12 protein-coding genes are annotated in these 22,845 nt (G+C 61.8%); 4 read left to right on the top strand and 8 right to left on the bottom strand.

Translation table 11 applies throughout. The features are described 5' to 3' along the window. Positions 1 to 6 precede the first annotated feature (6 nt). The 3 genes from I9H09_RS15990 (at position 7) to I9H09_RS15980 (ending at position 14,893) form a co-directional block, all read left to right on the top strand. Entirely contained in the window at positions 7 to 13,017 is a 13,011-nt protein-coding gene (locus I9H09_RS15990) for a non-ribosomal peptide synthetase (protein ID WP_268948898.1), read from the top strand. A 163-nt stretch (positions 13,018 to 13,180) separates the two neighbouring features. Next, complete coding sequence (locus I9H09_RS15985) at positions 13,181 to 14,593, top strand: aspartate aminotransferase family protein (protein WP_122347304.1); 1,413 nt, start codon at positions 13,181 to 13,183, stop codon at positions 14,591 to 14,593. An 81-nt stretch (positions 14,594 to 14,674) separates the two neighbouring features. After that, entirely contained in the window at positions 14,675 to 14,893 is a 219-nt protein-coding gene (locus tag I9H09_RS15980; RefSeq protein ID WP_003304661.1) for an MbtH family protein, read from the top strand. A 154-nt stretch (positions 14,894 to 15,047) separates the two neighbouring features. Here the strand turns inward: I9H09_RS15980 and I9H09_RS15975 are convergent, their stop codons facing one another. Genes I9H09_RS15975 through I9H09_RS15940 form a run of 8 tightly spaced genes read right to left on the bottom strand, consistent with a single transcriptional unit; the run spans position 15,048 to position 21,245 of the window. Then, on the bottom strand, positions 15,048 to 15,965 hold the full coding sequence (locus I9H09_RS15975) for a metal ABC transporter substrate-binding protein (protein WP_122313097.1): 918 nt from the start codon (positions 15,963 to 15,965) through the stop codon (positions 15,048 to 15,050). Beyond that, a complete protein-coding gene (locus I9H09_RS15970; RefSeq protein ID WP_005887624.1) occupies positions 15,966 to 16,865 on the bottom strand; it encodes a metal ABC transporter permease in 900 nt (299 codons plus the stop codon). Further along, entirely contained in the window at positions 16,865 to 17,629 is a 765-nt protein-coding gene (locus tag I9H09_RS15965) for a metal ABC transporter ATP-binding protein (RefSeq protein ID WP_122324842.1), read from the bottom strand. Before I9H09_RS15965 ends, I9H09_RS15970 begins: the two co-directional genes overlap by 1 nt. Continuing rightward, positions 17,626 to 18,558, bottom strand: coding sequence for a metal ABC transporter substrate-binding protein (locus tag I9H09_RS15960; RefSeq protein WP_024671212.1), 933 nt, complete (start codon positions 18,556 to 18,558; stop codon positions 17,626 to 17,628). The genes I9H09_RS15965 and I9H09_RS15960 overlap by 4 nt, the downstream gene beginning before the upstream one ends. A gap of 35 nt (positions 18,559 to 18,593) precedes the next feature. Then, positions 18,594 to 19,166 (bottom strand): DUF6162 family protein, encoded by a 573-nt coding sequence (locus I9H09_RS15955; protein ID WP_122324841.1) that lies wholly within the window; start codon positions 19,164 to 19,166, stop codon positions 18,594 to 18,596. Then, positions 19,163 to 19,495, bottom strand: a complete 333-nt coding sequence (locus I9H09_RS15950; RefSeq protein ID WP_005887629.1) for a hypothetical protein — start codon at positions 19,493 to 19,495, stop codon at positions 19,163 to 19,165. Before I9H09_RS15950 ends, I9H09_RS15955 begins: the two co-directional genes overlap by 4 nt. Next, complete coding sequence (locus tag I9H09_RS15945; RefSeq protein WP_005887631.1) at positions 19,492 to 20,034, bottom strand: hypothetical protein; 543 nt, start codon at positions 20,032 to 20,034, stop codon at positions 19,492 to 19,494. Before I9H09_RS15945 ends, I9H09_RS15950 begins: the two co-directional genes overlap by 4 nt. Continuing rightward, the gene (locus I9H09_RS15940) at positions 20,031 to 21,245 is read right to left on the bottom strand and encodes a PepSY-associated TM helix domain-containing protein (protein ID WP_122347305.1); all 1,215 of its coding nucleotides are present in this window, start codon (positions 21,243 to 21,245) and stop codon (positions 20,031 to 20,033) included. The genes I9H09_RS15945 and I9H09_RS15940 overlap by 4 nt, the downstream gene beginning before the upstream one ends. 296 nt (positions 21,246 to 21,541) lie before the next feature. Between I9H09_RS15940 and I9H09_RS15935 the strand changes: the two genes are divergently transcribed. After that, positions 21,542 to 22,519 carry a TauD/TfdA family dioxygenase gene (locus I9H09_RS15935; protein ID WP_122324839.1) on the top strand — a complete coding sequence of 326 codons (978 nt, stop codon included), beginning with the start codon at positions 21,542 to 21,544 and terminating at the stop codon, positions 22,517 to 22,519. Positions 22,520 to 22,845: the final 326 nt, after the last annotated feature.

Genomic DNA, 22,845 nt, shown 5'->3' with positions numbered 1-22,845 from the left:
CCCATCATGGATGCGTTTGAACTTCCCGACACTCTGGCTCTGGCCCTTCAGCGTCGCGCCTTGCAGACGCCTGATCGGCTGGCTCTGCGTTTTCTCTCCGATGAGAAAAGTCAGGGGCTGGTGTTGACCTACCGTGATCTGGACCTGCGCGCGCGGACCATCGCTGCTGCGCTGCAACGTCAGGCAGAGCCCGGTGATCGGGCGATTCTGCTGTTCCACAGCGGGCCGGACTATGTGGCTGCATTTTTCGGCTGCCTGTACGCCGGGGTCATTGCGGTGCCGGCTTACCCACCGGAATCCAACCGTCGTCATCATCAGGAACGGTTGCTGTCGATCATCGCCGATGCCGAGCCGCGTCTGCTGCTGACCGGTTCCGACCTGCAGCCTGCCTTGTTGCATATGGATGAGCTGGCCGCTGTCGGCGCGCCGCCACAGCTCTGTGTCGATACGCTGGACAGCGCTCCTGCCGATGGCTGGCGGGGGCCGCGATTGCAGGCCGATGACATCGCCTTCCTGCAGTACACCTCGGGCTCCACGGCCCTGCCCAAGGGCGTGCAGGTCAGCCATGGCAATCTGGTTGCCAACGAGCTGTTGATCCGCCACGGTTTCGGTATCGACGTCAACCCGGACGACGTGATCGTCAGTTGGCTGCCGCTGTACCACGACATGGGCCTGATCGGCGGCTTGTTGCAGCCGATTTTCAGCGGTGTTCCGTGCGTTCTCATGGCGCCTGCCTATTTCCTCACGCGCCCGTTGCGCTGGCTGGAAGCGATCAGCGAGTACGGCGGCACCATCAGTGGCGGACCTGACTTCGCCTACCAACTGTGCAGCGCAAGGGTCAGTGATTCGGCGCTGGAGCGGCTGGACCTGAGCCGCTGGCGTGTGGCGTATTCAGGCTCCGAGCCCATCCGCGAAGACAGCCTGACTGCGTTCGCCGAGAAGTTCGCGAGTTGCGGTTTCACGCCGGACAGCTTTATGGCGTCCTACGGGCTGGCTGAAGCCACCTTGTATGTGGCCGGTGGCAAGCGTGGCAAGGGCATTCCTTCGTTGCGTCTGGATGCTCAGGCTCTGGCGCGCGATGTGGCCGAGCCGGGCGACGGTCAACCGGTCATGAGCTGTGGCGCTAGCCAGCCGGGGCACGGCGTGCTGATCGCCGATCCGGCCACCCTGCAAGCGCTGGAAGACAACCGTATCGGTGAAGTCTGGGCCTGCGGGCCGAGCATCGCCCACGGCTACTGGCGCAACCCGGAAGCCTCCGCCAAGGCATTCGTCCAGCATGAAGGCCAAACCTGGCTGCGCACCGGCGATCTGGGCTTTCAGCGGCATGGCGAGCTGTACATCACCGGCCGTTTGAAAGACATGCTGATCGTCCGTGGCCACAACCTGTACCCACAGGACATTGAAAAAGTTATCGAACGCGAAGTCGATGTGTTGCGCAAAGGCCGGATTGCCGCGTTCGCAGTCCATCAGGATGGCAGCGAGGGCATCGGCATCGCTGCCGAAATCAGTCGCAGTGTGCAGAAAACCCTCTCGCCCGAAGCGCTGATCAAGATCATCCGGCAAACCGTGGCCGAGGCCTTTCAGGAAGCGCCGAGTGTCGTTGCGCTGCTCAATCCGGGCGCGCTGCCCAAAACCTCCAGCGGCAAACTGCAGCGCTCGGCGTGTCGTACGCGTCTGGCCGATGGCAGCCTCGACAGCTATGCCGTATTCCCGGCGATCGACACAACCCTGCAACACCGTACTTCACGCACCGGCTCGGACCTGCAAGCGCAGATCGCCAGCGTCTGGTGCGAGCAGTTGCAGTGCGAACAGGTCAGCGCCGACGACCATTTCTTCCTGCTGGGCGGCAACTCGATTGTGGCGACCCAGGTGGTGGCCAGGTTGCGCGAGACGCTCGGCATCGACCTGAACCTGCGCCTGCTGTTCGAAGCGCCGACGCTGGCAGCCTTCGCTGCGCAAATAGAAGCGCTTCAGATCGCTGCATCGCAAGGCAAAAGTCAGGCGCAGAACGCTATCGCCCGACTGCCCGGCAACGAGCACCTGCCTCAATCGCTGGCACAGAACCGCCTGTGGTTCCTCTGGCAGCTTGATCCGCAGAGCAGCGCCTACAACATTCCCGGCGGGCTTCACCTGCGCGGCGAGCTTTATATCAACGCATTGCGCAGCAGTTTCCAGCGCCTCATCGAGCGCCATGAGTCGCTGCGCACTCGCTTCTACGAGCACGACGGCACAGCCCTGCAACGTATCGATACGCCAGACGAGTTCCATATCGATACGCTGGACATCAGTGATCTGCCAGGCGAGGAGCGTCAAGCGCGTGCGCTGGCGATCCGTGAAGAGCAGGCGCACCTGCCGTTCGATCTGCAAAATGGCCCGTTGCTGCGTGTCACGCTGTTGCAACTGGACGAAGAAGATCATCAGTTGCTGGTCACGCTGCACCACATCATTGCCGATGGCTGGTCGCTGAATGTGCTTATCGACGAGTTCTCGCGTCTCTATGCGTCGGCTGTTCAGGGCCAGACTCTGAAGCTGGCACCTTTGCCGTTGCGCTACGCCGACTACGGCCAATGGCAGCGTGAGTGGCTGGCGCAGGGCGAGGCCGAGCGGCAGTTGGCTTACTGGAAACAGCAACTGGGCGATGAGCAGCCGACCCTGACGCTGAACACCGATCATCCGCGCTCGCTACGCCAGCAACACAGCGCTTCACGTTACAGCCTGCGCCTGAGCGCCGAGCTGAGCGCGGCGGTGCGCAACACTGCGCAAGCCTGGCAATCGACGTCATTCATGTTCCTGCTGGCAGGGTTCCAGATCTTGCTGCACCGCTACAGCGGCCAGACCGATATCTGTATCGGCGTGCCCGGTGCCAATCGTCCGCGCCATGAAACCCAGGGGCTGATCGGCTTCTTCATCAATACCCTGGTGCTGCGTGCGCAACTGGAGCCGCGCCTGCCGTTTTCGACGCTGCTGGCCCGGACCCGTCAGGCCACGCTCGACGCCCAGGCGCATCAGGACGTGCCGTTCGAGCAGCTGGTCGAAGCATTTCCGCAGGCGCGCGAGCATGGTTTGTTTCAAGTCATGTTCAACCATCAGCAACGCGACCTCGGCGCGTTGCGCCGTCTACCGGGGCTGCTCGCCGAAGAGCTGCCGTGGCACAGCCGCGAGGCCAAGTTCGACCTGCAATTGCACAGTGAAGAAGACCGCAATGGTCGCCTGAACCTGTCCTTCGACTACGCCGACGAGCTGTTCGAGCGCGATACCATCGTGCGTCTGGCGCAACACTATGTTCGCCTGCTGACACAGGTCAGCCAACAGGCGCAGGTCGCGTTGGGTGATGTGCAATTGCTCAGCACGGACGAGCAGGCCGAACAGGCGCAGTGGAGCGCTGCGCCGTGCATACCTACGCACGTGTGGTTGCCGGAACTGCTGGAGCGTCAGGCGCTACAGACCCCGGAACGCATGGCGTTGGTGTGGGAGAGCGGCAGTCTCGATTTTGCCAGCCTGCACGCCCAGGCCAATCGTCTGGCGCATTACCTGCGTGACAAAGGCGTCGGCCCGGACATCAAGGTGGCGATTGCCGCCGAGCGTTCGCCACAGCTGTTGATTGGTCTGTTGGCGATCCTCAAGGCCGGTGGCGCTTACGTGCCGCTGGACCCGGATTACCCGACGGATCGACTGGCCTACATGCTGCAAGACAGCGGCGTCGAACTGCTGCTGACCCAGAGCCATCTGCTCGGCGACCTGCCGAGTGCCGAGGGCGTTTGCACGCTGGCGATGGACATGCTGCACCTGGACAACTGGCCGGCCAGCACACCGGGCCTGCACCTGCACGGCGACAATCTTGCGTATGTGATTTACACCTCCGGCTCGACCGGCCAGCCCAAAGGCGTCGGCAACACCCACGCGGCCTTGGCCGAGCGCCTGCAATGGATGCAGGCCACGTACGCGCTGGATGAAAGTGACGTATTGATGCAAAAGGCACCCATCAGCTTCGATGTGTCGGTGTGGGAATGTTTCTGGCCGCTGATCACTGGCAGCCGCCTGCTGCTGGCAGGCCCCGGCGAACACCGCGACCCGCACCGCATCGCGCAGTTGGTCAACGAATATGGCGTGACCACGCTGCATTTCGTGCCGCCTCTGCTGCAACTGTTCATTGACGAACCGCTGACGCAGCAGTGCAGCAGCCTGCGTCGCCTGTTCTCCGGTGGCGAAGCGTTGCCGGGTGAACTGCGTAACCGTGTGCTGGAGCAACTGCCGGGTGTGCAACTGCATAACCGCTATGGCCCGACCGAAACCGCGATCAACGTCACCCATTGGCAGTGCCAGCGTGCCGATGGCCTGCGCTCGCCGATTGGTCGTCCGCTGGGCAACGTGCTGTGCCGGGTGCTGGACAGCGAACTTAATCCGCTGCCACGCGGAGTCGCCGGGGAACTGTGCATCGGCGGCATCGGCCTGGCGCGTGGCTACCTGAATCGCCCGGGCCTGACCGCCGAGCGCTTTATCGCCGATCCGCTTGGCCTGCCGGGCGAACGCCTGTACCGCACCGGTGACCTTGTGCGCTGGGCGGCTGATGGCGCGCTGGAATATCTGGGGCGTCTTGATCAACAGGTCAAACTGCGTGGCTTCCGCGTTGAACCACAGGAAATCGAAGCCCGACTGCTGGCCCAGCCAGGCGTCGGTCATGCCGCCGTGCTGGTGCGCGAAACCGCTGCTGGCCCGCAACTGATCGGCTATTACACCGCCGAAGCCGGGCAGGACGCTCAGGCCGAGCGCATCAAATCAGCACTGGCGCTGGAACTGCCGGATTACATGGTTCCGGCGCAACTGGTGCGCCTCGACAGCATGCCGCTGAGCCCCAGCGGCAAGCTGGACCGCCGCGCCTTGCCCGAGCCGCAATGGCAGACCCGCGAACATGTCGAGCCGCACAGCGACCTGCAAAAGCAGATCGCCGCTGTCTGGCGACAGGTGCTGGGCGTGCCGCGTGTCGGCCTGCGCGACGACTTTTTCGAGCTGGGCGGGCACTCGTTGCTGGCCACGCAGATCATTTCCCGTGTGCGTCAGGCATGCGACATCGACCTGCCATTGCGCGCGCTGTTCGAAGCCAGCGAGCTGGGCACGTTTGCCGAGCAGGTTCAAGGCATTCAGCAGTCGGGCGCACGCAGCAGCCTGCAACCGATTGCCCGCGTCGACCGCAGCCAGTCGGTGCCGCTGTCCTATTCGCAACAGCGCATGTGGTTCCTCTGGCAGATGGAACCGGACAGCCCGGCGTACAACGTCGGCGGTATGGCACGCTTGAACGGCGTGTTTGATATCGAGTGTTTCGAGGCCGCGTTGCAAGCCTTGATTATGCGCCACGAAACCCTGCGCACTACCTTCCCGAGCATCAATGGCGTGGCCTGCCAGAAAGTCGCCGAACAGACCGGCCTGAGTGTTCAATGGCAGGACTATTCGGCGCTGCCTGCCGACGTTCGTCAGCAGCGCATTCAGGCGCTGGCCGACAGCGAGGCGCATAAGCCCTTTAATCTGGAAACCGGGCCGCTGCTGCGTGCCTGTCTGGTCAGGGCGGCGGAGCTTGAACATTACTTCGTCCTGACCCTGCACCACATCGTCACTGAAGGCTGGGCGATGGACATCTTCGCTCGCGAATTGGGTCTGCTTTACGAGGCGTTCCTGGACGGCAAGCCGTCGCCGCTGGAACCGCTGGCGGTGCAATACCTTGATTACAGCGTGTGGCAGCGCCAGTGGATGGAGGCTGGCGAACGCCAGCGTCAGTTGGATTACTGGACCGCGCAACTGGGCAACGAACACCCGCTGCTGGAACTGCCCACTGACCGGCCACGCCCGCCTGTGCAAAGTCACCAAGGCGAACTGTATCGCTTCGATCTGAATCCCGAACTGGCCGCGAAAGTTCGTGCGTTCAACGCTCGCAACGGTTTGACCCTGTTCATGACCATGACCGCCACACTGGCGGTGCTGCTCTACCGTTACAGCGGTCAGAACGACCTGCGCATCGGTGCGCCGGTGGCCAACCGTATTCGGCCGGAAAGCGAAGGGCTGATCGGGGCTTTCCTCAACACTCAGGTGCTGCGCGTGCAGCTCGACGGGCAAATGAGCGTCGCGCAGTTGTTCGAGCAGGTGCGGCATACGGTCATCGAAGGCCAGTCGCATCAGGACCTACCGTTCGATCATCTGGTCGAAGCCCTGCAACCGCCGCGCAGCGCGGCCTACAACCCGCTGTTCCAGGTGATGTGCAACGTGCAGCGCTGGGAGTTCCAGCAGAGCCGCGAGCTGGCGGGCATGACCGTCGACTACCTGGTCAACGATGCACGGGCCACCAAATTCGACCTCAACCTGGAAGTCACCGAGCTGGATCACCGTCTGGGTTGCTGCCTGACCTACAGCACCGATCTGTTCGACGAACCGCGCATCGCGCAGATGGCCGAACACTGGCTGAACCTGCTGCAGGCGTTGCTCGTCGATCCGCAGCAGCGTTTGAGTGAGCTGCCGCTGTTGCAGGATGCAGAGCGGCAGCAATTGCTCGACAGCCTCGGCGTCGAAGCAGGCGAGCAACGGCTCGATCAGTGCATTCACAGCCTGTTTGCCGAACAGGCGCGGCTGCGCGCAGAAGCGCCTGCGTTGACTTTTGCAGGCGAAACCCTGAGCTATGCCGAGCTGGACGCCCGCGCCAACCAACTGGCGTGGATGCTGCGCGAACGTGGTGTAGGCCCTCAGGTTCGCGTGGGCCTGGCGCTGCCGCGCTCGCTGCACATGGTGGTCGGCCTGCTGGCTATCCTCAAGGCCGGTGGCGCCTACGTGCCGCTCGACCCGGAATACCCGCTGGAACGCCTGCACTACATGATCGAAGACAGTGACGTCGGCCTGCTGCTGAGCGATCGCGCGTTGTTTGCAGCGCTCGGCGAGTTGCCTGTCGGTATTGCCCGCTGGTGCCTGGAAGATGATCAGCCGCTGCTGGCGTCTTGCCGGTCCGATGAGCTGCCGTTCATCAGCCTCCCGCAGCATCAGGCGTACCTGATCTACACCTCCGGCTCGACCGGCAAGCCCAAGGGCGTTGTGGTGTCGCACGGTGAAATCACCATGCATTGCCAGGCGGTAATCCGTCGTTTCGACATGCAGCCTGACGACTGTGAGCTGCATTTTTATTCGATCAACTTCGACGCTGCTACCGAGCGCCTGCTGGTGCCGTTGCTCAGCGGCGCGCGCGTGGTGTTGCGCGCTCAGGGCCAATGGGACGCCGAAGAAATCTGCACGCTGATTCGTGAGCAGCAGGTCAATATTCTCGGTTTCACCCCCAGCTATGGCAGCCAGTTGGCGCAATGGCTGGCGACCCAGGGCCAGACTCTGCCAGTACGCATGTGCATCACCGGCGGCGAAGCGCTGACCGGCGAACACTTGCAGCGGATTCGCGCGGTGTTTCAGCCAGAACTGCTGTTCAACGCCTATGGCCCGACCGAAACCGTGGTCATGCCGCTGGCCAGCCTGGCGCCGCAGCAACTGGAGGAAGGCGAAGCCAGCGTGCCGATTGGGCGCATCGTCGGCGCGCGCGTGGCCTATATTCTCGACGCCGATCTGGCGCTGGTGCCGCAGGGCGCGAGCGGCGAACTGTACATCGGTGGTGCGGGTCTAGCGCAGGGCTATCATCAGCGCCCCGGCATGACCGCCGAACGTTTCGTGGCTGACCCGTTTGCCAGCAACGGCGGGCGTCTGTATCGCACCGGCGACCTGGTGCGCCAGCGTGCCGACGGGCTGGTGGAATACCTGGGGCGTATCGATCATCAGGTGAAGATTCGTGGTTTCCGCATCGAACTGGGCGAAATCGAAAGCCGATTGCTTGAGCATGAGTCGATTCGCGAAGCCGTTGTGCTTGCGCTGGATACGCCGTCGGGCAAGCAGCTGGCCGCTTATCTGGTCAGTGAGGTGGCCGGGCAGGGCGATGAACAGAAGGCGCAACTGCGTGAATCGCTGAAAGCGCATCTCAAGGCGCAACTGCCCGATTACATGGTGCCGACCCACCTTATGCTGCTCGCCAGCATGCCGCTGACCGCCAACGGCAAACTGGATCGACGCGCGCTGCCTGCGCCGGACCCGGAACTCAATCGTCAGCACTATGTGGCGCCTGCCAGCGAGCTGGAGCAACAACTGGCGGCTATCTGGTGTGCGGTGCTGAACGTGGAAAAAGTCGGCCTCAACGACAACTTCTTCGAGCTGGGCGGCGATTCGATCCTGTCGATTCAGGTGGTCAGCCGGGCGCGTCAGGTGGGTATTCATTTCAGCCCGCGCGACCTGTTCCAGCACCAGACCGTGCAGACTCTCGCCGCTGTGGCGACCACCCGTGAACTGATTCAGGCCGAACAGGGGCTGCTTGAAGGTGCGTCCGCGCTGACGCCGATTCAGCACTGGTTCTTCGACACGCCGATCCCGCAGCGCCAGCACTGGAATCAGTCGCTGGTGCTGGAGCCGGTCAGCGCCCTTGATCCACGTATTCTGGAGCAGGCCTTGCGTGCCGTGCTTGAACAGCACGACGCCTTGCGCCTGAGTTTCGTCGAGCAAAACGGCAAGTGGCAGGCCGAGCACCGCGCTGTCACCGCCGAAACCCTGCTGATCCAGGCGCGTGTCGCCGACATGGCCGAATGTGCAGCCTTGTACGCCGACACTCAGCGCAGCCTCGACCTGCAAAACGGCCCACTGTTGCGTGCCTTGCTGGTCGACGATCCGCAGGGTCAGCAACGTTTGCTTATAGTCATTCACCACCTGGTGGTCGACGGTGTTTCGTGGCGTGTGCTGCTCGACGACCTGCAAAGTGCTTATCGTCAACTGAGCGACGCTGCGCCAGTGCGTTTCGCCGCCAAGACCAGTGCGTTCCGCGACTGGGCCGCGCGCTTGCAGGCCTATGCGGGTAATGAATCGTTACGTGAAGAGTTGCATGTCTGGCAGCGTCAACTGGGCGGTCCTGCGACCAATCTGCCGTGCCATAACTCGCAGGGCGGCCAGCAGAATCGTCACGCACAAACGGTCAGCGTACGACTGGATGCAGAGCGTACCCGGCAACTGCTGCAACAGGCCCCCAGCGCCTACCGCACTCAGGTCAACGACCTGCTGCTGACGGCACTGGCGCAAGTGGTCTGCCGTTGGAGCGGGCAGCCATCGGCCCTGATCCAGCTGGAAGGTCACGGTCGCGAAACCTTGTTTGACGACATCGACCTGACGCGCACCGTGGGCTGGTTCACCAGCGCCTACCCGCTGCGCCTCACCCCCGCGCTGGCTGTCGATGCAGCACCGGGCGACTCGATCAAGGCAATCAAGGAGCAACTACGCCAGGTGCCGCACAAAGGCCTGGGCTATGGCGTGCTGCGCTATCTGGCCGACGAAGCCAGCAAAGCCGCCATGCATGCATTGCCGGTTGCGCCGATCACCTTCAACTACCTCGGTCAGTTCGACCAGAGCTTCGCCGACGATGCGCTGTTCCGTCCGCTGGAAGAGTCGGCGGGCGCGGCCCACGATCCGCACGCGCCGCTGCCCAACGAGCTGAGCATCGACAGCCAGGTGTATGGCGGCGAATTGCTGTTGCGCTGGACTTTCAGCGCCGAGCGTTATCAGCCCGCCGCCATCGAAGCGCTGGCGCAGGATTACCTGGCCCGGTTGCAGGCGCTGATCGCCCATTGCCTGAGCGATGGCAGCGGTGGTCTGACGCCTTCGGACTTCCCGCTGGCCGATCTGGATCAGACGCAACTCGACGCGTTGCCGGTCCCTGCGACGCACATTGAGGACGTCTACCCGCTGACGCCGATGCAGGAGGGCATGCTGCTGCACACCCTGCTGGAACCCGGCACCGGCCTGTATTACATGCAGGATCGCTACCGCATCAACAGCGAGCTCGACCCGGAACGTTTCGCCCAGGCCTGGCAGGCGGTGATCGCCCGTCACGAAGCGCTGCGTGCCTCGTTCTGCTGGGACATCGGCGAAACCATGCTGCAGGTCATCCACAAACCGGGCAGCACGCCGATTGATTATCTTGACTGGCGCGATGTGCCGCAGGATCAGCAGGAGCCGCGTTTGCAGGACCTGCTCAAGTTAGAGCGCGAGGCCGGTTTCAATCTGCTCGACCAGCCGCCGTTCCACCTGCGTCTGATCCGCGTCGACGAGGCGCGCTACTGGTTCATGATGAGCAACCACCACATCCTCATCGATGCCTGGTGCCGTTCGCTGCTGATGAACGACTTCTTCGACATTTACACTGCGCTTGGCGAAGGCCGCGATGCACAACTGACGCCTGCACCGCGTTATCGCGACTACATCGGCTGGCTGCAACGCCGTGGTCTGGCGCAGGCGCGTGACTGGTGGCAGCACAACCTGCGCGGCTTCGAGCGGCCGACGCCGATCCCCAGCGACCGGCCATTTCTGCGTGAACATGCCGGTGACAGCGGCGGCATGGTGGTGGGCGATTGCTACACCCGCCTTGATGAGCGCGACGGCGCAAAACTGCGCGAGCTGGCGCAACAACATCAACTGACTGTCAACACCTTCGCCCAGGCGGCGTGGGCGCTGACCTTGCGGCGCGTGAGCGGTGATCGCGACGTGGTGTTCGGCGTTACCGTAGCCGGTCGTCCTGTGGAACTGCCGCAGATGCAACGCACAGTCGGCCTGTTCATCAACACCATTGCCCTGCGTGTCGGTATGCCGGGTGACGAACAGCGCTGCAGTGTACGCCAGTGGCTGAGCCAGTTGCTGGACAGCAACATGCAGTTGCGCGAGTACGAATACCTGCCATTGGTGACCATTCAGGAAAACAGCGAACTGCCCAAGGGCCAGCCGCTGTTCGACAGCCTGTTCGTGTTTGAAAACGCGCCGGTCGAGGTCTCGGTACTCGACCGAGCGCAAAGCCTCAATGCCACCTCGGATTCCGGTCGCACCCACACCAACTACCCGCTGACAGCAGTCTGCTATCCGGGCGACGATCTGGGCCTGCACCTGTCTTACGACCAGCGTTACTTCGACGAAACCACTGTGCAGAACATGCTCGGCGAGTTCAAACGCTTGCTGCTGGCGCTGATCGAAGGCTTCCATGGCGACATGGCCGAGCTGGCGCTGGTCAGCGAGCAGGAGCGCACGTTCCTGATTGAGGGCTGCAACCAGAGCGATCACGTTTACCCGCTGGATAAGAGCTACGTCGAACTGTTTGAAGCGCAGGTTGAAGCGCATCCCGAGCGTATTGCGGTCAGTTGTCTGGATCGTCAGCTTGGCTACGCCGAGCTGAATATCGCCAGCAATCGACTGGGCCATGCGCTGATCGGGGCCGGCGTTGGATTCGACCAGCCGGTTGCCTTGCTCGCCGAGCGTGGCGTCGAGCTGTTGGGCATGATTATCGGCAGCTTCAAGGCCGGTGCCGGTTACTTGCCGCTGGACCCGGCGCTGCCCGATTCACGTCTGAGCGGCATCATCGCTCAGAGCGGCACGCCGGTGCTGGTATGCAGCACGCAATGCCTAGAACAGGGCATGGCGCTGCTTGACGTGTTGCCCGAGGCGAACCGTCCGCATCTGCTGGTCTGGGACAACGTGCAGCAGGGCAAATCAGCGCTGCACAACCCCGGCCGATACAGCGCACCGGATAACCTGGCTTACGTGATTTTCACTTCCGGCTCCACCGGGCTGCCGAAGGGCGTGATGGTCGAACAGCGCGGCATGCTCAATAACCAGTTGAGCAAGGTGCCCTACCTGAACCTGCGCGACAGCGATGTGATCGCCCAGACCGCCTCGCAGAGTTTCGACATCTCGGTCTGGCAGTTCCTCGCCGCACCGCTGTTTGGCGCTCGGGTAGACATTGTGCCGAACGACATCGCTCGCGACCCGCAGGCACTGTTGGCGCATGTGCACGCGCAGCGTATCAGCGTGCTGGAAAGCGTTCCGTCGCTGATCACCGGCCTGCTCGCCGAACAGCAGACCACGCTCGACAGCCTGCGCTGGATGCTGCCGACCGGCGAAGCCATGTCACCGGAGCTGGCCAGCCAGTGGCTGCAACGCTACCCGGCTATCGGGCTGGTGAATGCCTATGGCCCGGCTGAATGTTCCGACGACGTGGCGTTCTTCCGCGTTGACGCAGACTCCGCACGCAGCGCGTACCTGCCGATCGGTTCGCCGACCGACAACAATCGCCTGTACCTGCTCGACGACGCGCTGGACCTTGTGCCGCTGGGCGCAGTGGGCGAGTTGTGCGTCGCCGGGGTTGGGGTCGGTCGCGGTTATGTCGCTGATCCATCGCGTACGGTGCCGGTTTTCGTACCGCATCCGTTCGGTGCGCCGGGCGAGCGTCTGTACCGCACCGGTGATCTTGCGCGGCGGCGCAAGGATGGTGTGCTGGAGTACGTCGGCCGGGTCGACCATCAGGTGAAGATTCGTGGCTACCGCATCGAGCTGGGCGAAATCGAAACCCGTCTGCTGGAGCATCCGGCAATCCGCGAGTCTGTAGTGCTGGACGTCGACGGCCCGCTGGGCAGAGTGCTGGCGGCCTATCTGGTGCCAAGCGCTGCGACGCAGGATCACGATGCGTTGCGAGACACGCTGAAAAGCCACCTCAAGGCCAGCCTGCCGGACTACATGGTGCCCGCGCATCTGGTGATTCTGGAGACTATGCCTCTGACGCCGAACGGCAAGCTCGACCGCAAGGCCCTGCCTGCGCCGGACGTCAGCCAGGCGCAGCAGGAATACCTCGCACCACAGACCGAGATGGAGCAGCAACTGGCGACCCTCTGGGCTGATGTGCTCAAGGTCGAGCGCGTGGGTATTACCGACAACTTCTTTGAGTTGGGCGGGCATTCGCTGCTCGCTACGCAAGTGGTCACCCGCGCGCAAAAACTGCTGCAGCGTAACGTGCCATTGCGGGCGATGTTCGAGTTCAACACTGTTCAGACATTGGCGCAGCACCTGGAAAGCTTGGGTGGGGCGCAGGTCGACGAGCAGAAATTCGACCGATTGTCGGACTTGATGGCGGAACTGGAAGGGCTCTGATCAGCCTCTGGTCGGGGCGCGGGCGCTTCGGATAAAAAACTCGTTACCGGGTGTAAATCCGCAGCTCGCTGGTGCGTTTTCAAGGGAAGGAATAAACACCGGAATCAGCATGGCTAATCGTCGTGCCTCAGGTCATTCATGCAGCGTATTGAGGGTTGTACAGATGTCAGTCGCTACCAGGTTTATCGACGATCAGTTGACTCGGACTACTCCGGCAGAGGCTGAAACACTCTATCAGTTCGACGAATCACCATTGCTGGCCCGGCAGAGTCGCCAGGAGTCCAATGCGCGCAGCTACCCACGGCGTATTCCGCTGGCGCTCAAGCGCGCCAAGGGCATTCACGTCGAGGACGTCGAAGGCCGGCGCTTCATCGACTGTCTGGCGGGCGCGGGCACGCTGGCGCTCGGGCATAACCACCCGGTGATTATCGAAGCGATCCAGCAGGTTATCGCCGACGAGCTGCCGCTGCACACCCTTGACCTTACTACGCCGGTCAAGGACCGGTTCGTTCAGGACCTGTTCGGCCTGTTGCCGCCAGCGTTGGCCGACGACGCGAGGATTCAGTTCTGCGGCCCGACCGGTACCGATGCGGTGGAAGCTGCGCTGAAACTGGTACGCACAGCTACCGGACGCAGTACGGTGCTGTCGTTTCAGGGCGGTTATCACGGCATGAGCCAGGGCGCATTGAGCCTGATGGGCAGCCTGGGGCCGAAAAAGCCGCTCGGTGCCTTGCTCAGTATGGGCGTGCAGTTTCTGCCCTATCCCTACGATTACCGCTGCCCGTTCGGGCTTGGCGGCGAACAGGGCGTGCGTGCCAACCTGCATTATCTGGAGAATCTGCTGAACGACCCGGAAGCCGGCGTGCAACTGCCAGCAGCGGTTATTCTTGAAGTGGTGCAGGGCGAGGGCGGTGTGATTCCTGCTGATCTCGACTGGTTGCGCGGCGTGCGGCGGATCACCGAGAAGGCCGGTGTGGCGCTGATTGTCGATGAAATCCAGAGCGGTTTTGCCCGCACCGGCAAGATGTTTGCCTTTGAGCACGCCGGGATCATCCCGGACGTGGTAGTCATGTCCAAAGCCATCGGCGGCAGCCTGCCGTTGGCGGTGGTGGTCTATCGTTCATGGCTCGACACCTGGCTGCCGGGCGCCCATGCCGGAACCTTCCGCGGCAATCAGATGGCAATGGCTACCGGTTCGGCAGTAATGCGCTATCTTCAGGAACACAATATTTGCGAACACGCGACAGCCATGGGCGCACGTTTGTCCGGGCATTTGCGAGCGTTGCAGCGCGATTTTCCGCAGTTGGGCGATATTCGTGGTCGCGGGCTGATGCTCGGCGTCGAACTGGTCGATCCGGCCGGTGCGCGAGATGCGCAGGGGCACCCGCCGGTATTTGCCCGTCTGGCCCCGCTGATCCAGCATGAATGCCTCAAGCGCGGGCTGATTCTAGAGCTGGGTGGTCGACATGGCAGCGTGGTGCGCTTCCTGCCACCGCTGGTGATCACTGCCGAGCAGGTCGACGAAGTGGCTGAAATTTTCGGTCGCGCACTCAACGCCTCTGTTGCACAGCTTTAATTTTTTGACGTAGTGATACGTTCAATCCCTATAGCTGCCATGAATTGGCACGGCAGCACTGAACACACACGGAGAGCAGCAATGACTTCAGTATTCGATCGGGAAGACATCGTCTTTCAAGTGGTGGTCAACCACGAAGAACAGTATTCGATCTGGCCCGACTACAAAGCCATTCCTAACGGCTGGCGCACAGTGGGCAAAAGCGGCTTCAAGAAAGAATGCCTGGCCTACATCGAAGAAGTCTGGACCGACATGCGCCCCCTGAGCCTGCGCCAGAAAATGGAAGCGCAGACGGCGTAGCCCACTGAGTAAGCTGCATGGCTGTCTTGCCTGCTGATGCTCTTGTTCGCGAAGACGGCGGTACATTCACGGTGGATTTATCGTCTGAAATATAGACTTCGCGAACAAGTTCGCTCCTAGGTCCTTCGGGCTGAGGCCTGACGCCTTTGCCGCATCACTCTCTGCCAGCCAGCACCTTGATAATCCCCTGAATATCCCCCTGCAACTCCGCCAGCGGGTCAGCGCCATCGATCCCCAGCACCAACAGCTTGCTGCCAGCCGCCTCGATTGCAGCCTGTACCGGCTCTGGCGGTTGACGATGATCAAGCACCAGCGCCACGTCTTTGTCCTTTAAGGTCGCGCTCAGCTTGTTCAATGCCTCGGGCGTCCACTGTTCGTCTGTCAGCACCTGGCTGTCGATCAGTTCCAGATTCAGCCCGCTGATCAAATAGCCAAAGCGGTCCGACAAACTCACCACGCTCAAGTTGTCGGCACCGGCCAGCGCTGCTTCGCTGCTGGCGCTGAGCTTGAGCAACTGTTGCTTGAACGCCGCCAGGTTGGCTTCGATCTTCGGTTTGGCTGCCGGTACCAGGCGCACCAGATCCGCGGCCAGCACATCCGCCATCCGTCCCATGTTGTTGCTTGCCAGCCATGGCTGACTGTTCAGACCGTCAGTGCCCTGGCCCGGCTGAACGGCAATGCCCGGCAAGCTGCCGTCCACTGGACGCGCCGCGTCAATTTCGACAATGCGGATATTGCTGCGGCGGGCATTAGGGTAAAGAGGGTCGTCGGCCCAGATCGAACGCAAGCCGATCACCGCATCGGCGTTGTTCGCCAGCCCGCGCAATGCATCGGCCCCACGCCCGGTGAAATATGCGGTCTGACGCGAGCCGGGCAGGTTGGCGGCGGCAGCGCGCTCCAGCACCACGCCGCTGTCCTTGAGCAGCATCTCGGCCAGCCCGTAGGTGATCGGCAGACTGGCCAGCACACGCACGGGCTGCGAGCTGTCGGTTTTGGCGTCGGCGGCATACAGACTGTTGGCGAACAGACCGGTCATGGCCAGTGCCAGGGTCAAGGTACGTAGAGTAGGCATTTATCCAATATTCCCTTTCAGACTCGGCAGGGTGCCGCGAGCGATGGCGGCCAGGGCGAAGGCAGCGCCGGCCACCAGAATGATCGCTGCGCCGGACGGCACAGGCAGGTCGAAGACGATTGGCAGCAGGATGCCGCACAGGGTACTGACGGTCGCTATAGCCACTGAAATCCAGAAAAAGCCTTTCAGCGACTGGCTCAACAGGCGTGCCGCTGCCGCTGGAATCACCAGCAACGCACCGACCAGAATCGCGCCGATGACTTTCACGGCGGCAACGGTGATCAAAGTGACCAGAATCACGAACAGGTAATCCAGGGTCTTCACTGCTACACCGCGAACGGCGGCCAGTTGCGGGTTGAAACTGGCCAGCATGATGCGGTTGTAAAGCGGCAGGCTCAGGCCCATCACCAGTGAACCGACGATCAGCAGCACCAGCAGGTCATTACCGTTGACGGTCAATACCGAGCCGAACAGCACGTTTTCCAGAATGTGCACATTGATCTTGCCGGCCAGCACCAGCAGCAGGCTTGCGCCGAGAGCCAGCGATACCGAGAGGAACACGCCGATCAGCGTGTCCGGTGCCAGCCCGGTACGGTTGCGCAGGTAGTTAAGGACGATGCCGAACAGCAGGCAGTAACCGAACAGCGCGCCATACGGCCCTGTGTACGGCTCGCCAAGCAGAATGCCGATGGCTACTCCGGTCAGCGCCGCATGGCCTACTGCTTCGGAGAAGAACGCAAAGCGCTTGACCACCACCAGTGTGCCCAGGCCTCCGAGCACCGGGCCGATCAACAGCCCGGCGAGCAGAGCATTGACCACAAATCCGTAAGCCAGCGCCTCGGGCAGATAACCGGATGAGGCGAGGCCCTGAATGAACAGGCGAAACGTTTCGTAATCCATTAGGCGGCGCTCCCGTCAACGGTATCCGCAGCGCGAGGATGAGCAGAAAACAACGTCAGCAGCCGCTCTGGCGTCAGTGCCGTGGCGGCAGGCTCGTCGAACAGAACGCGGCGACTGAGCCCGGTCACCTGATCAGCCAGCCGCCGCACCGCGTCCAGATCATGCTCGATCCACAGCACGGTGATGCCGCTGCGACGCCAGTCAAGCAACAGGCGCTCGAAGACTTGAATTCCGGCTTCATCGAGTGCCGACATCGGCTCATCAAGCACCAGCAATTGCGGCGCAGGAATCAACCCCTGTGCCAACAGTACCCGCTGCCGCTCGCCACCGGACAGCGCGCCCATGCGCCGTTTGCGTTTGTCCTGCAGGCCGACCCGTTCCAGCGCTTCGCCAATCGCTGCCGCGTAATGCTTCGACAAACCCAGAAACGCCGGACGCCGCTGACACATGGCTGCCATGAAATCATCCACGGTCATGGGCAGGCCGCGGTCGAACTCCAGTGCCTGTGGCACGTAACCGATCAGGCCCGGTGCGGCAGGCCATTGCAGGCTCAGTTGGCCCTGATGTGGCGTCTGCCCGAGCAGGGTCTTGATCAGCGAGCTTTTGCCGCCGCCGTTCGGCCCGACCAGCGCGTGTACGCTGCCAGCGCGCACGTTGAAATGCACCCGGTCGAGAATCGTCGTGCGTCCAAGCGTCAGGCTCACCTGATTGAATTCGATGCTGGGGCCTTTGCTGACGATGTCGAGGTTCTGCGCAATAGTCATGTGCCAGACTCCTGAATCGCCCGCACCACGGTGTCGAGGTTGCCGGCCATTTCCTTCTCGTACTTGTCGGCGGTGTATTCGCCATAGGAAATGTGCGACAGCGGGTACAGCTTGACCCCTGATTCGCGCTGAATGGTATCTACATAGGTGGAAGGGAAATCCATTTCCGAGAAGATCACTTTCACATCCAGTTCGCGCAGTTGGTCGATGGTCTTTTTCAACTGGCTCGGGCTGGGTTCGATGCCATGCGCAGGTTCTACCACCGCCGTCACTTCCAGGCCGAATTCACGCAGCAGGTAGTCGTAGGCGGCGTGCACTGTGGCCACGCGCAGGTCGGCGTTGGGGGCTTTGGTCAGCTTTGCGAGGGCGTCGGCACGCATCTGCCGCAGGCGCTTGCCATAGGCGCGGGCGTTGGCGGTGTAGGTTTTGGCGTTGTCCGGGTCAAGCTTGCCAAGCTCGCGGGCAATGTTGTTAACCTGAGCGATGGACGCACTGATCGACAGAAACGTATGCGGGTTGACCACTTTGCCTGCACCTCTTGCCGCCACGCCGGTAGCAGCCAGCAACGGCACGTCGGCGTTGGCCTCAATGGTCTTGATGTTCGGCGTTTCACTGGCAGCGATCATGCGGTCGGCGAAATCGTCATGGCCGACGCCGTTGAGCACTATCACGTCCAGCGAACCGATACGCTTGATGTCCTCGGCGCGCGGCTCGTAGGCGTGCGGGTTGAAACCGGCCGGGATCAGCGGCACGACTTCGGCCTTGTCACCGACGATATTGCTCACGTAGCTATAATAAGGGTGCAGGGTGATGCCGATGCGCAGGCGTTTTGCCGGGTCGGCGGCATAGCCGGACGGTGCCAGCAGGGCGGCGAACAGGCCCACCAGCAGGCCGCGCAGCAAAGGGCGGCGTTTGAATGAAATAGGCATGGGCAAGCGATCTTCTTTCAAATGAATACGGAGTTTCAGTGCGGGTGCTGACGTGTCACGCCAGCATCGAATTGTGCAACGACCCGTTTCCAGCCAGCATCGGTCAGGGCCTTGTCACCGAGGTCGCTGACTGACGCCAGTGAGCCGCTGCGGTTGATCCAGATGTCAGGCTGATCGCCACGCGACGAATCGACACGCATCAGAAACGAGCCTGCCACGCTGGGTGCCTGAGTCAGCCCCAGGTAGGACTGCTCGACCATTTGCCAGGCATGGCCGCCACGGCTCACCGAGCTGACGTCTTGGGCGAATGGCGCAAAGCCTTCTTCGCCCAGTTGTTGCGGTGTGATCGGCGTCTGCTGCTCTTCGGCCAGCAGGCGAATTTCGTCGAGGGTCACGCGCAGATCGGCGTAGATGCCTTGCTCGGCGGCGCTCAGGTCAAGTCGTGCGTCGAGTTGATGGCTGGCAAGGCTATGCGTTTCCTGGGTGTCACGGTGCAGGCTGACGACCCCTGCAGCAACGCCGAGGATCAACAGGCACAGCAGCAAAACGTAGAGAGTTTCATGCCCGGCGCCAGCCGGACGGACGATTTGTCGGGTTGGCGCACTCATGGGGTCGAGATATCCGCCTGATCGATTTCCACCACATGGCCGGGGCCTGCGTCGAACAACACGTAGAATTCGGAAGCAGGGCGCTTGAAGGTTACGGTCGAATCCTCACCCAGCTTGCCGGGCACCAGAATGGTTTCGTCGTAGCCGATGACGTCGAGGGTTACGCCGGGCGCACCGCTGCCGTCGGAAAAACCACCGGTGCAGCGGATCTGCTCGTTGTCGATCTGTTTGCATTCGCACATCGGGTTGTGCGCCAGGGCGTTGCCGCTCAGGCCAAGCAGGCACAGGGCGCTGGCCTTCAGCCAATGCAGGGAAGGGCGGGCACTCATGGTTTGGCTCCTTGTTTTTTCAGCCACGCCACGGTAGTCGGCGAAGCCTGTTGCAGAGGGATGGAAGTCTGATGCATGGTGCCGTCCCAGCCTTCCATGGTGATCCACAGGTCTGAGTCGGGGCTGGTGTTTTCCGCAACCTGCATGAACGCGCTCATGCGGTAGCCACCACCGAAGAAAATCACCCCGGCGGTGCGCAGGCTGCGCGGCTTGCCGATGCGCAGGTAAGTGGCCTTGACCCGGTCGATGCAGGCATTGCACAGCGCGGCGTTGAAACTTTTCATGTAGCCCGACGGGCCGGACAGGCGCGGGGCTTCGTTTCGGTCTTCTGCAAGGCGCAGGCTCCACGGGCCGACCTGTATCTCGCCGACCTCACGCTGGCCCAGGCCTTGATCGCCCCGATCCAGCGCGTTGTCGGAGAAGTATTTGGGCATGAAACCCAGTGGGATCAGCACCAGCAATACATTGATGTGGAAGCGCCACTTGTGCCAGAAACGGCTCAGCGACGATGCAGGTTGTGCGACAGCGACCTTGCTCACAGGCTGTTCTCCGGGGCGCGGGTCGCCAGTGGCGAGGTATGTAGTTCCGGGGTGTATACGACAGGCCTGATTTTGGCTTCACGCTTGAGGGCGTTAAGCGTCGCCAGCGCGGTGCGTTTGCTCCAGATCAAAAGGCCGCTGAGGACCATCATGCTCAATAGCAGGCCGAAGAACGCCCAGATCAGCTTGATCCAGATACCGCCGAAATCGCCGGTGTGCAGCGGGCGCATGGACTCGGTGACGAACTCCAGCTTGTTACGGTCCGACAACAGGTGCGAGGCCGCTATTTCACCGCTGTACGGGTTGATTTCGGCAGTCTGGAACATCAGCGGGTACCAACTGCGGCCACCGACCTGCATGTTGCTGTAGGGATTGAAGGGCGGTGTGATAAAGCTGGCTTCAAGACCCGGAATTCGCTCCTTGGCGATTTCCACGGCTCGCTCCAGGCTGATGGTCGGCGCCGGGCTGCCATCGGCGGTCAGCGGCACGGCGCTGTGCGGGATGATCGACGCGACCTGGGATTTGCTCGAGATACTGATCTGGTTATCGCCGAGGATCGCCTGAATCAGAAACCAGGTGCCTGTGATGGAAATCACCGCGATGAACCAGATTGACCAGACGCCACTGAGGCGATGCAGGTCGCCCCAGAAAATCCTCGGGCCCTGACTGAGGCGAACCGGCTTGAAAAAGCCGCGCCAGAATTTCTTGTAGACCACCAGCCCGGTCACCAGCGAAGCCAGTAGCGGCAGGCCGAGAATCGACACCAGATACCAGCCCCACGAATAGCCATTGGTGAACGGCACCAGCCACCAGCCGTGCAGGGCGCGGGTAAAGCGGCGGAAATCGAATGACGGCGTGAGGCCCTGAATCACCCCGGTATAAGGGTTGACGTAAGCCGGCACCGAGCGCCCGTCCGGGTAAGTCACGAACACGCTCAGGGCGAAATAGTCACCGTCGGGCTGCATGATCGTGCCGACGATCAGGTCCGGCTCATTGCGCTCGATGGTCGCGCGAATCTGCTCGAAGCTCATGCGCCGGGCATCATCGGAAGGGCGGTTGTCACGCATCTCCGGGTTGGCAAGCCACATGATTTCCTTGCTGATCACCGCCAGCGTGCCGGTCACGCAGACGATCAGCACGAAGAACCAGATAGGCAGCGCAAGCCAGCTGTGGACGAGGAACCAGATTTTTGAACGGGACTTCTTCGACATGGATTAACAATCTCGATTCACGATGTAGAGCTGGCGTCAGACGGGCTCTCGGTATGCACGCGCGGGCGATATAAAGCCTCGCATTCAGTTAAAGACGAATGAGAACGAGATTCCTATAGGAATTTTTTGCGTTTAAATGAAAAAAATTGTTTCAGAGCTGCCGGAAATATCTGCAAGGCACAGGAAACGGGGGGGGGGCAGCTAATTTTTCAGTGGCGAAGTACGTTCAATCTGCACATGGGTGTTGCGCCAGGCCGCAGGGGCTCGGGCGCTTTTGCCATCGAGGGAGAGACATCATGAGTCATGCGTTGAGTATGGATATCCGGCCGCTGCTGGCAGGGGCGGGCAGTTTGCCCATGCTGGTGCAGGCGCCCGAACCCGGTCTGGACTTGATCGAAGCGCTGGGCGAACTCAAGCCGCTGGTAGCCGAACACCTGTATAGCGCAGGTGGCATTCTGTTCCGCGGATTTGAAGTGGGCGGAGCCGAAGCGTTTCGTGAGTTCGCCGGCGGTTTCGGCGATCCGCTGCTCAATTATGAGTTTGGCTCCACGCCGCGCAGCAACGTGACCAAGGGCGTGTACACCTCCACCGAATACCCTGCGCACCAGAGCATCCCGCTGCACAACGAGCAGGCCTACACGCTGGACTGGCCGATGAAAATCTGGTTCTACAGCATGATCGCGGCGCAGACCGGCGGCGAAACGCCGATTGCCGACAGTCGCGAGATCTACCGACGCATTCCGGCGCGCATTCGTGATCGCTTCATCGAAAAGAAGCTGATGTACGTGCGCAACTACGGTAACGGCCTCGATGTGGAATGGAGCCAGGTGTTCAATACCGAAGACGAGCGCGTGGTCGAGGCCTACTGTCGTGCACACAACATCGAATGCGAATGGAAAGACGGCGGGGAACTGCGCACCCGGCAGATCTGCCAGACAGTTTCCCGGCATCCGGTGACCCACGACACCGTCTGGTTCAATCAGGCGCACCTGTTCCATATTTCCAACCTGCAACCGGAAGTTCGCGAAACCCTGCTGGACGTAGTGGATGAAGAGGACCTGCCGCGCAATGTCTACTATGGCGACGGCTCGCCCATCGAAGAAAGCCTGCTGGACGAGATTCGTGGCGTACTAGATGACTGCACCGTGAGCTTCCCGTGGCTGGAAAACGACGTACTGATGCTCGACAACATGCTCACCGCCCACTCGCGTGCGCCGTTCACTGGCAAACGAAAAGTCGTGGTGGCGATGGCGCAGGGGCATTCTGACAAGTAAGCGCCTGCAGATTATCGTGCCGACGCTTTGCGTCCGATCCTGAATACGCAGCACGGTGTAGATTTGTGACGCGGAGCGTCATGCAAGGCATCCCCACGCTGGAGCGTGAGGGACGATAGGTGTCTAACTGACCAACTATCGTGCCGACGCTCTGCGTCGGTATGCAGTTCTGGACGCTCAGCGTCCGGTCCTGAATCTGCGGCGCGGTGTATATATGTGACGCGGGGCCTCATGCAAGGCATCGCCACGCTGGAGCGCAGGGGACGATAGGTGCCCAGCTGTCACCACTACAAACCTTTCTAAATATTTCCCCGCCAATTCGTTCT

The sequence above is a fragment of the Pseudomonas tremae genome (assembly GCF_023278125.1).
GTDB classification, from domain to species: domain Bacteria; phylum Pseudomonadota; class Gammaproteobacteria; order Pseudomonadales; family Pseudomonadaceae; genus Aquipseudomonas; species Aquipseudomonas tremae.
The sequence above is the reverse complement of the archived record's forward strand: the minus strand, read 5'-3'. Positions and strand labels throughout refer to the sequence as shown.

Excerpts from the sequence above, each read along its gene's own strand:
- I9H09_RS15950 (WP_005887629.1), bottom strand. The coding sequence starts at position 19,495 with ATGAGTGCCCGCCCTTCCCTGCATTGGCTGAAGGCCAGCGCCCTGTGC.
- I9H09_RS15940 (WP_122347305.1), bottom strand. The coding sequence starts at position 21,245 with ATGTCGAAGAAGTCCCGTTCAAAAATCTGGTTCCTCGTCCACAGCTGG.
- I9H09_RS15975 (WP_122313097.1), bottom strand. The coding sequence starts at position 15,965 with ATGCCTACTCTACGTACCTTGACCCTGGCACTGGCCATGACCGGTCTG.
- I9H09_RS15955 (WP_122324841.1), bottom strand. The coding sequence starts at position 19,166 with ATGAGTGCGCCAACCCGACAAATCGTCCGTCCGGCTGGCGCCGGGCAT.
- I9H09_RS15980 (WP_003304661.1), top strand. The coding sequence starts at position 14,675 with ATGACTTCAGTATTCGATCGGGAAGACATCGTCTTTCAAGTGGTGGTC.
- I9H09_RS15970 (WP_005887624.1), bottom strand. The coding sequence starts at position 16,865 with ATGGATTACGAAACGTTTCGCCTGTTCATTCAGGGCCTCGCCTCATCC.
- I9H09_RS15990 (WP_268948898.1), top strand. The coding sequence starts at position 7 with ATGGATGCGTTTGAACTTCCCGACACTCTGGCTCTGGCCCTTCAGCGT.
- I9H09_RS15985 (WP_122347304.1), top strand. The coding sequence starts at position 13,181 with ATGTCAGTCGCTACCAGGTTTATCGACGATCAGTTGACTCGGACTACT.
- I9H09_RS15965 (WP_122324842.1), bottom strand. The coding sequence starts at position 17,629 with ATGACTATTGCGCAGAACCTCGACATCGTCAGCAAAGGCCCCAGCATC.
- I9H09_RS15960 (WP_024671212.1), bottom strand. The coding sequence starts at position 18,558 with ATGCCTATTTCATTCAAACGCCGCCCTTTGCTGCGCGGCCTGCTGGTG.
- I9H09_RS15935 (WP_122324839.1), top strand. The coding sequence starts at position 21,542 with ATGAGTCATGCGTTGAGTATGGATATCCGGCCGCTGCTGGCAGGGGCG.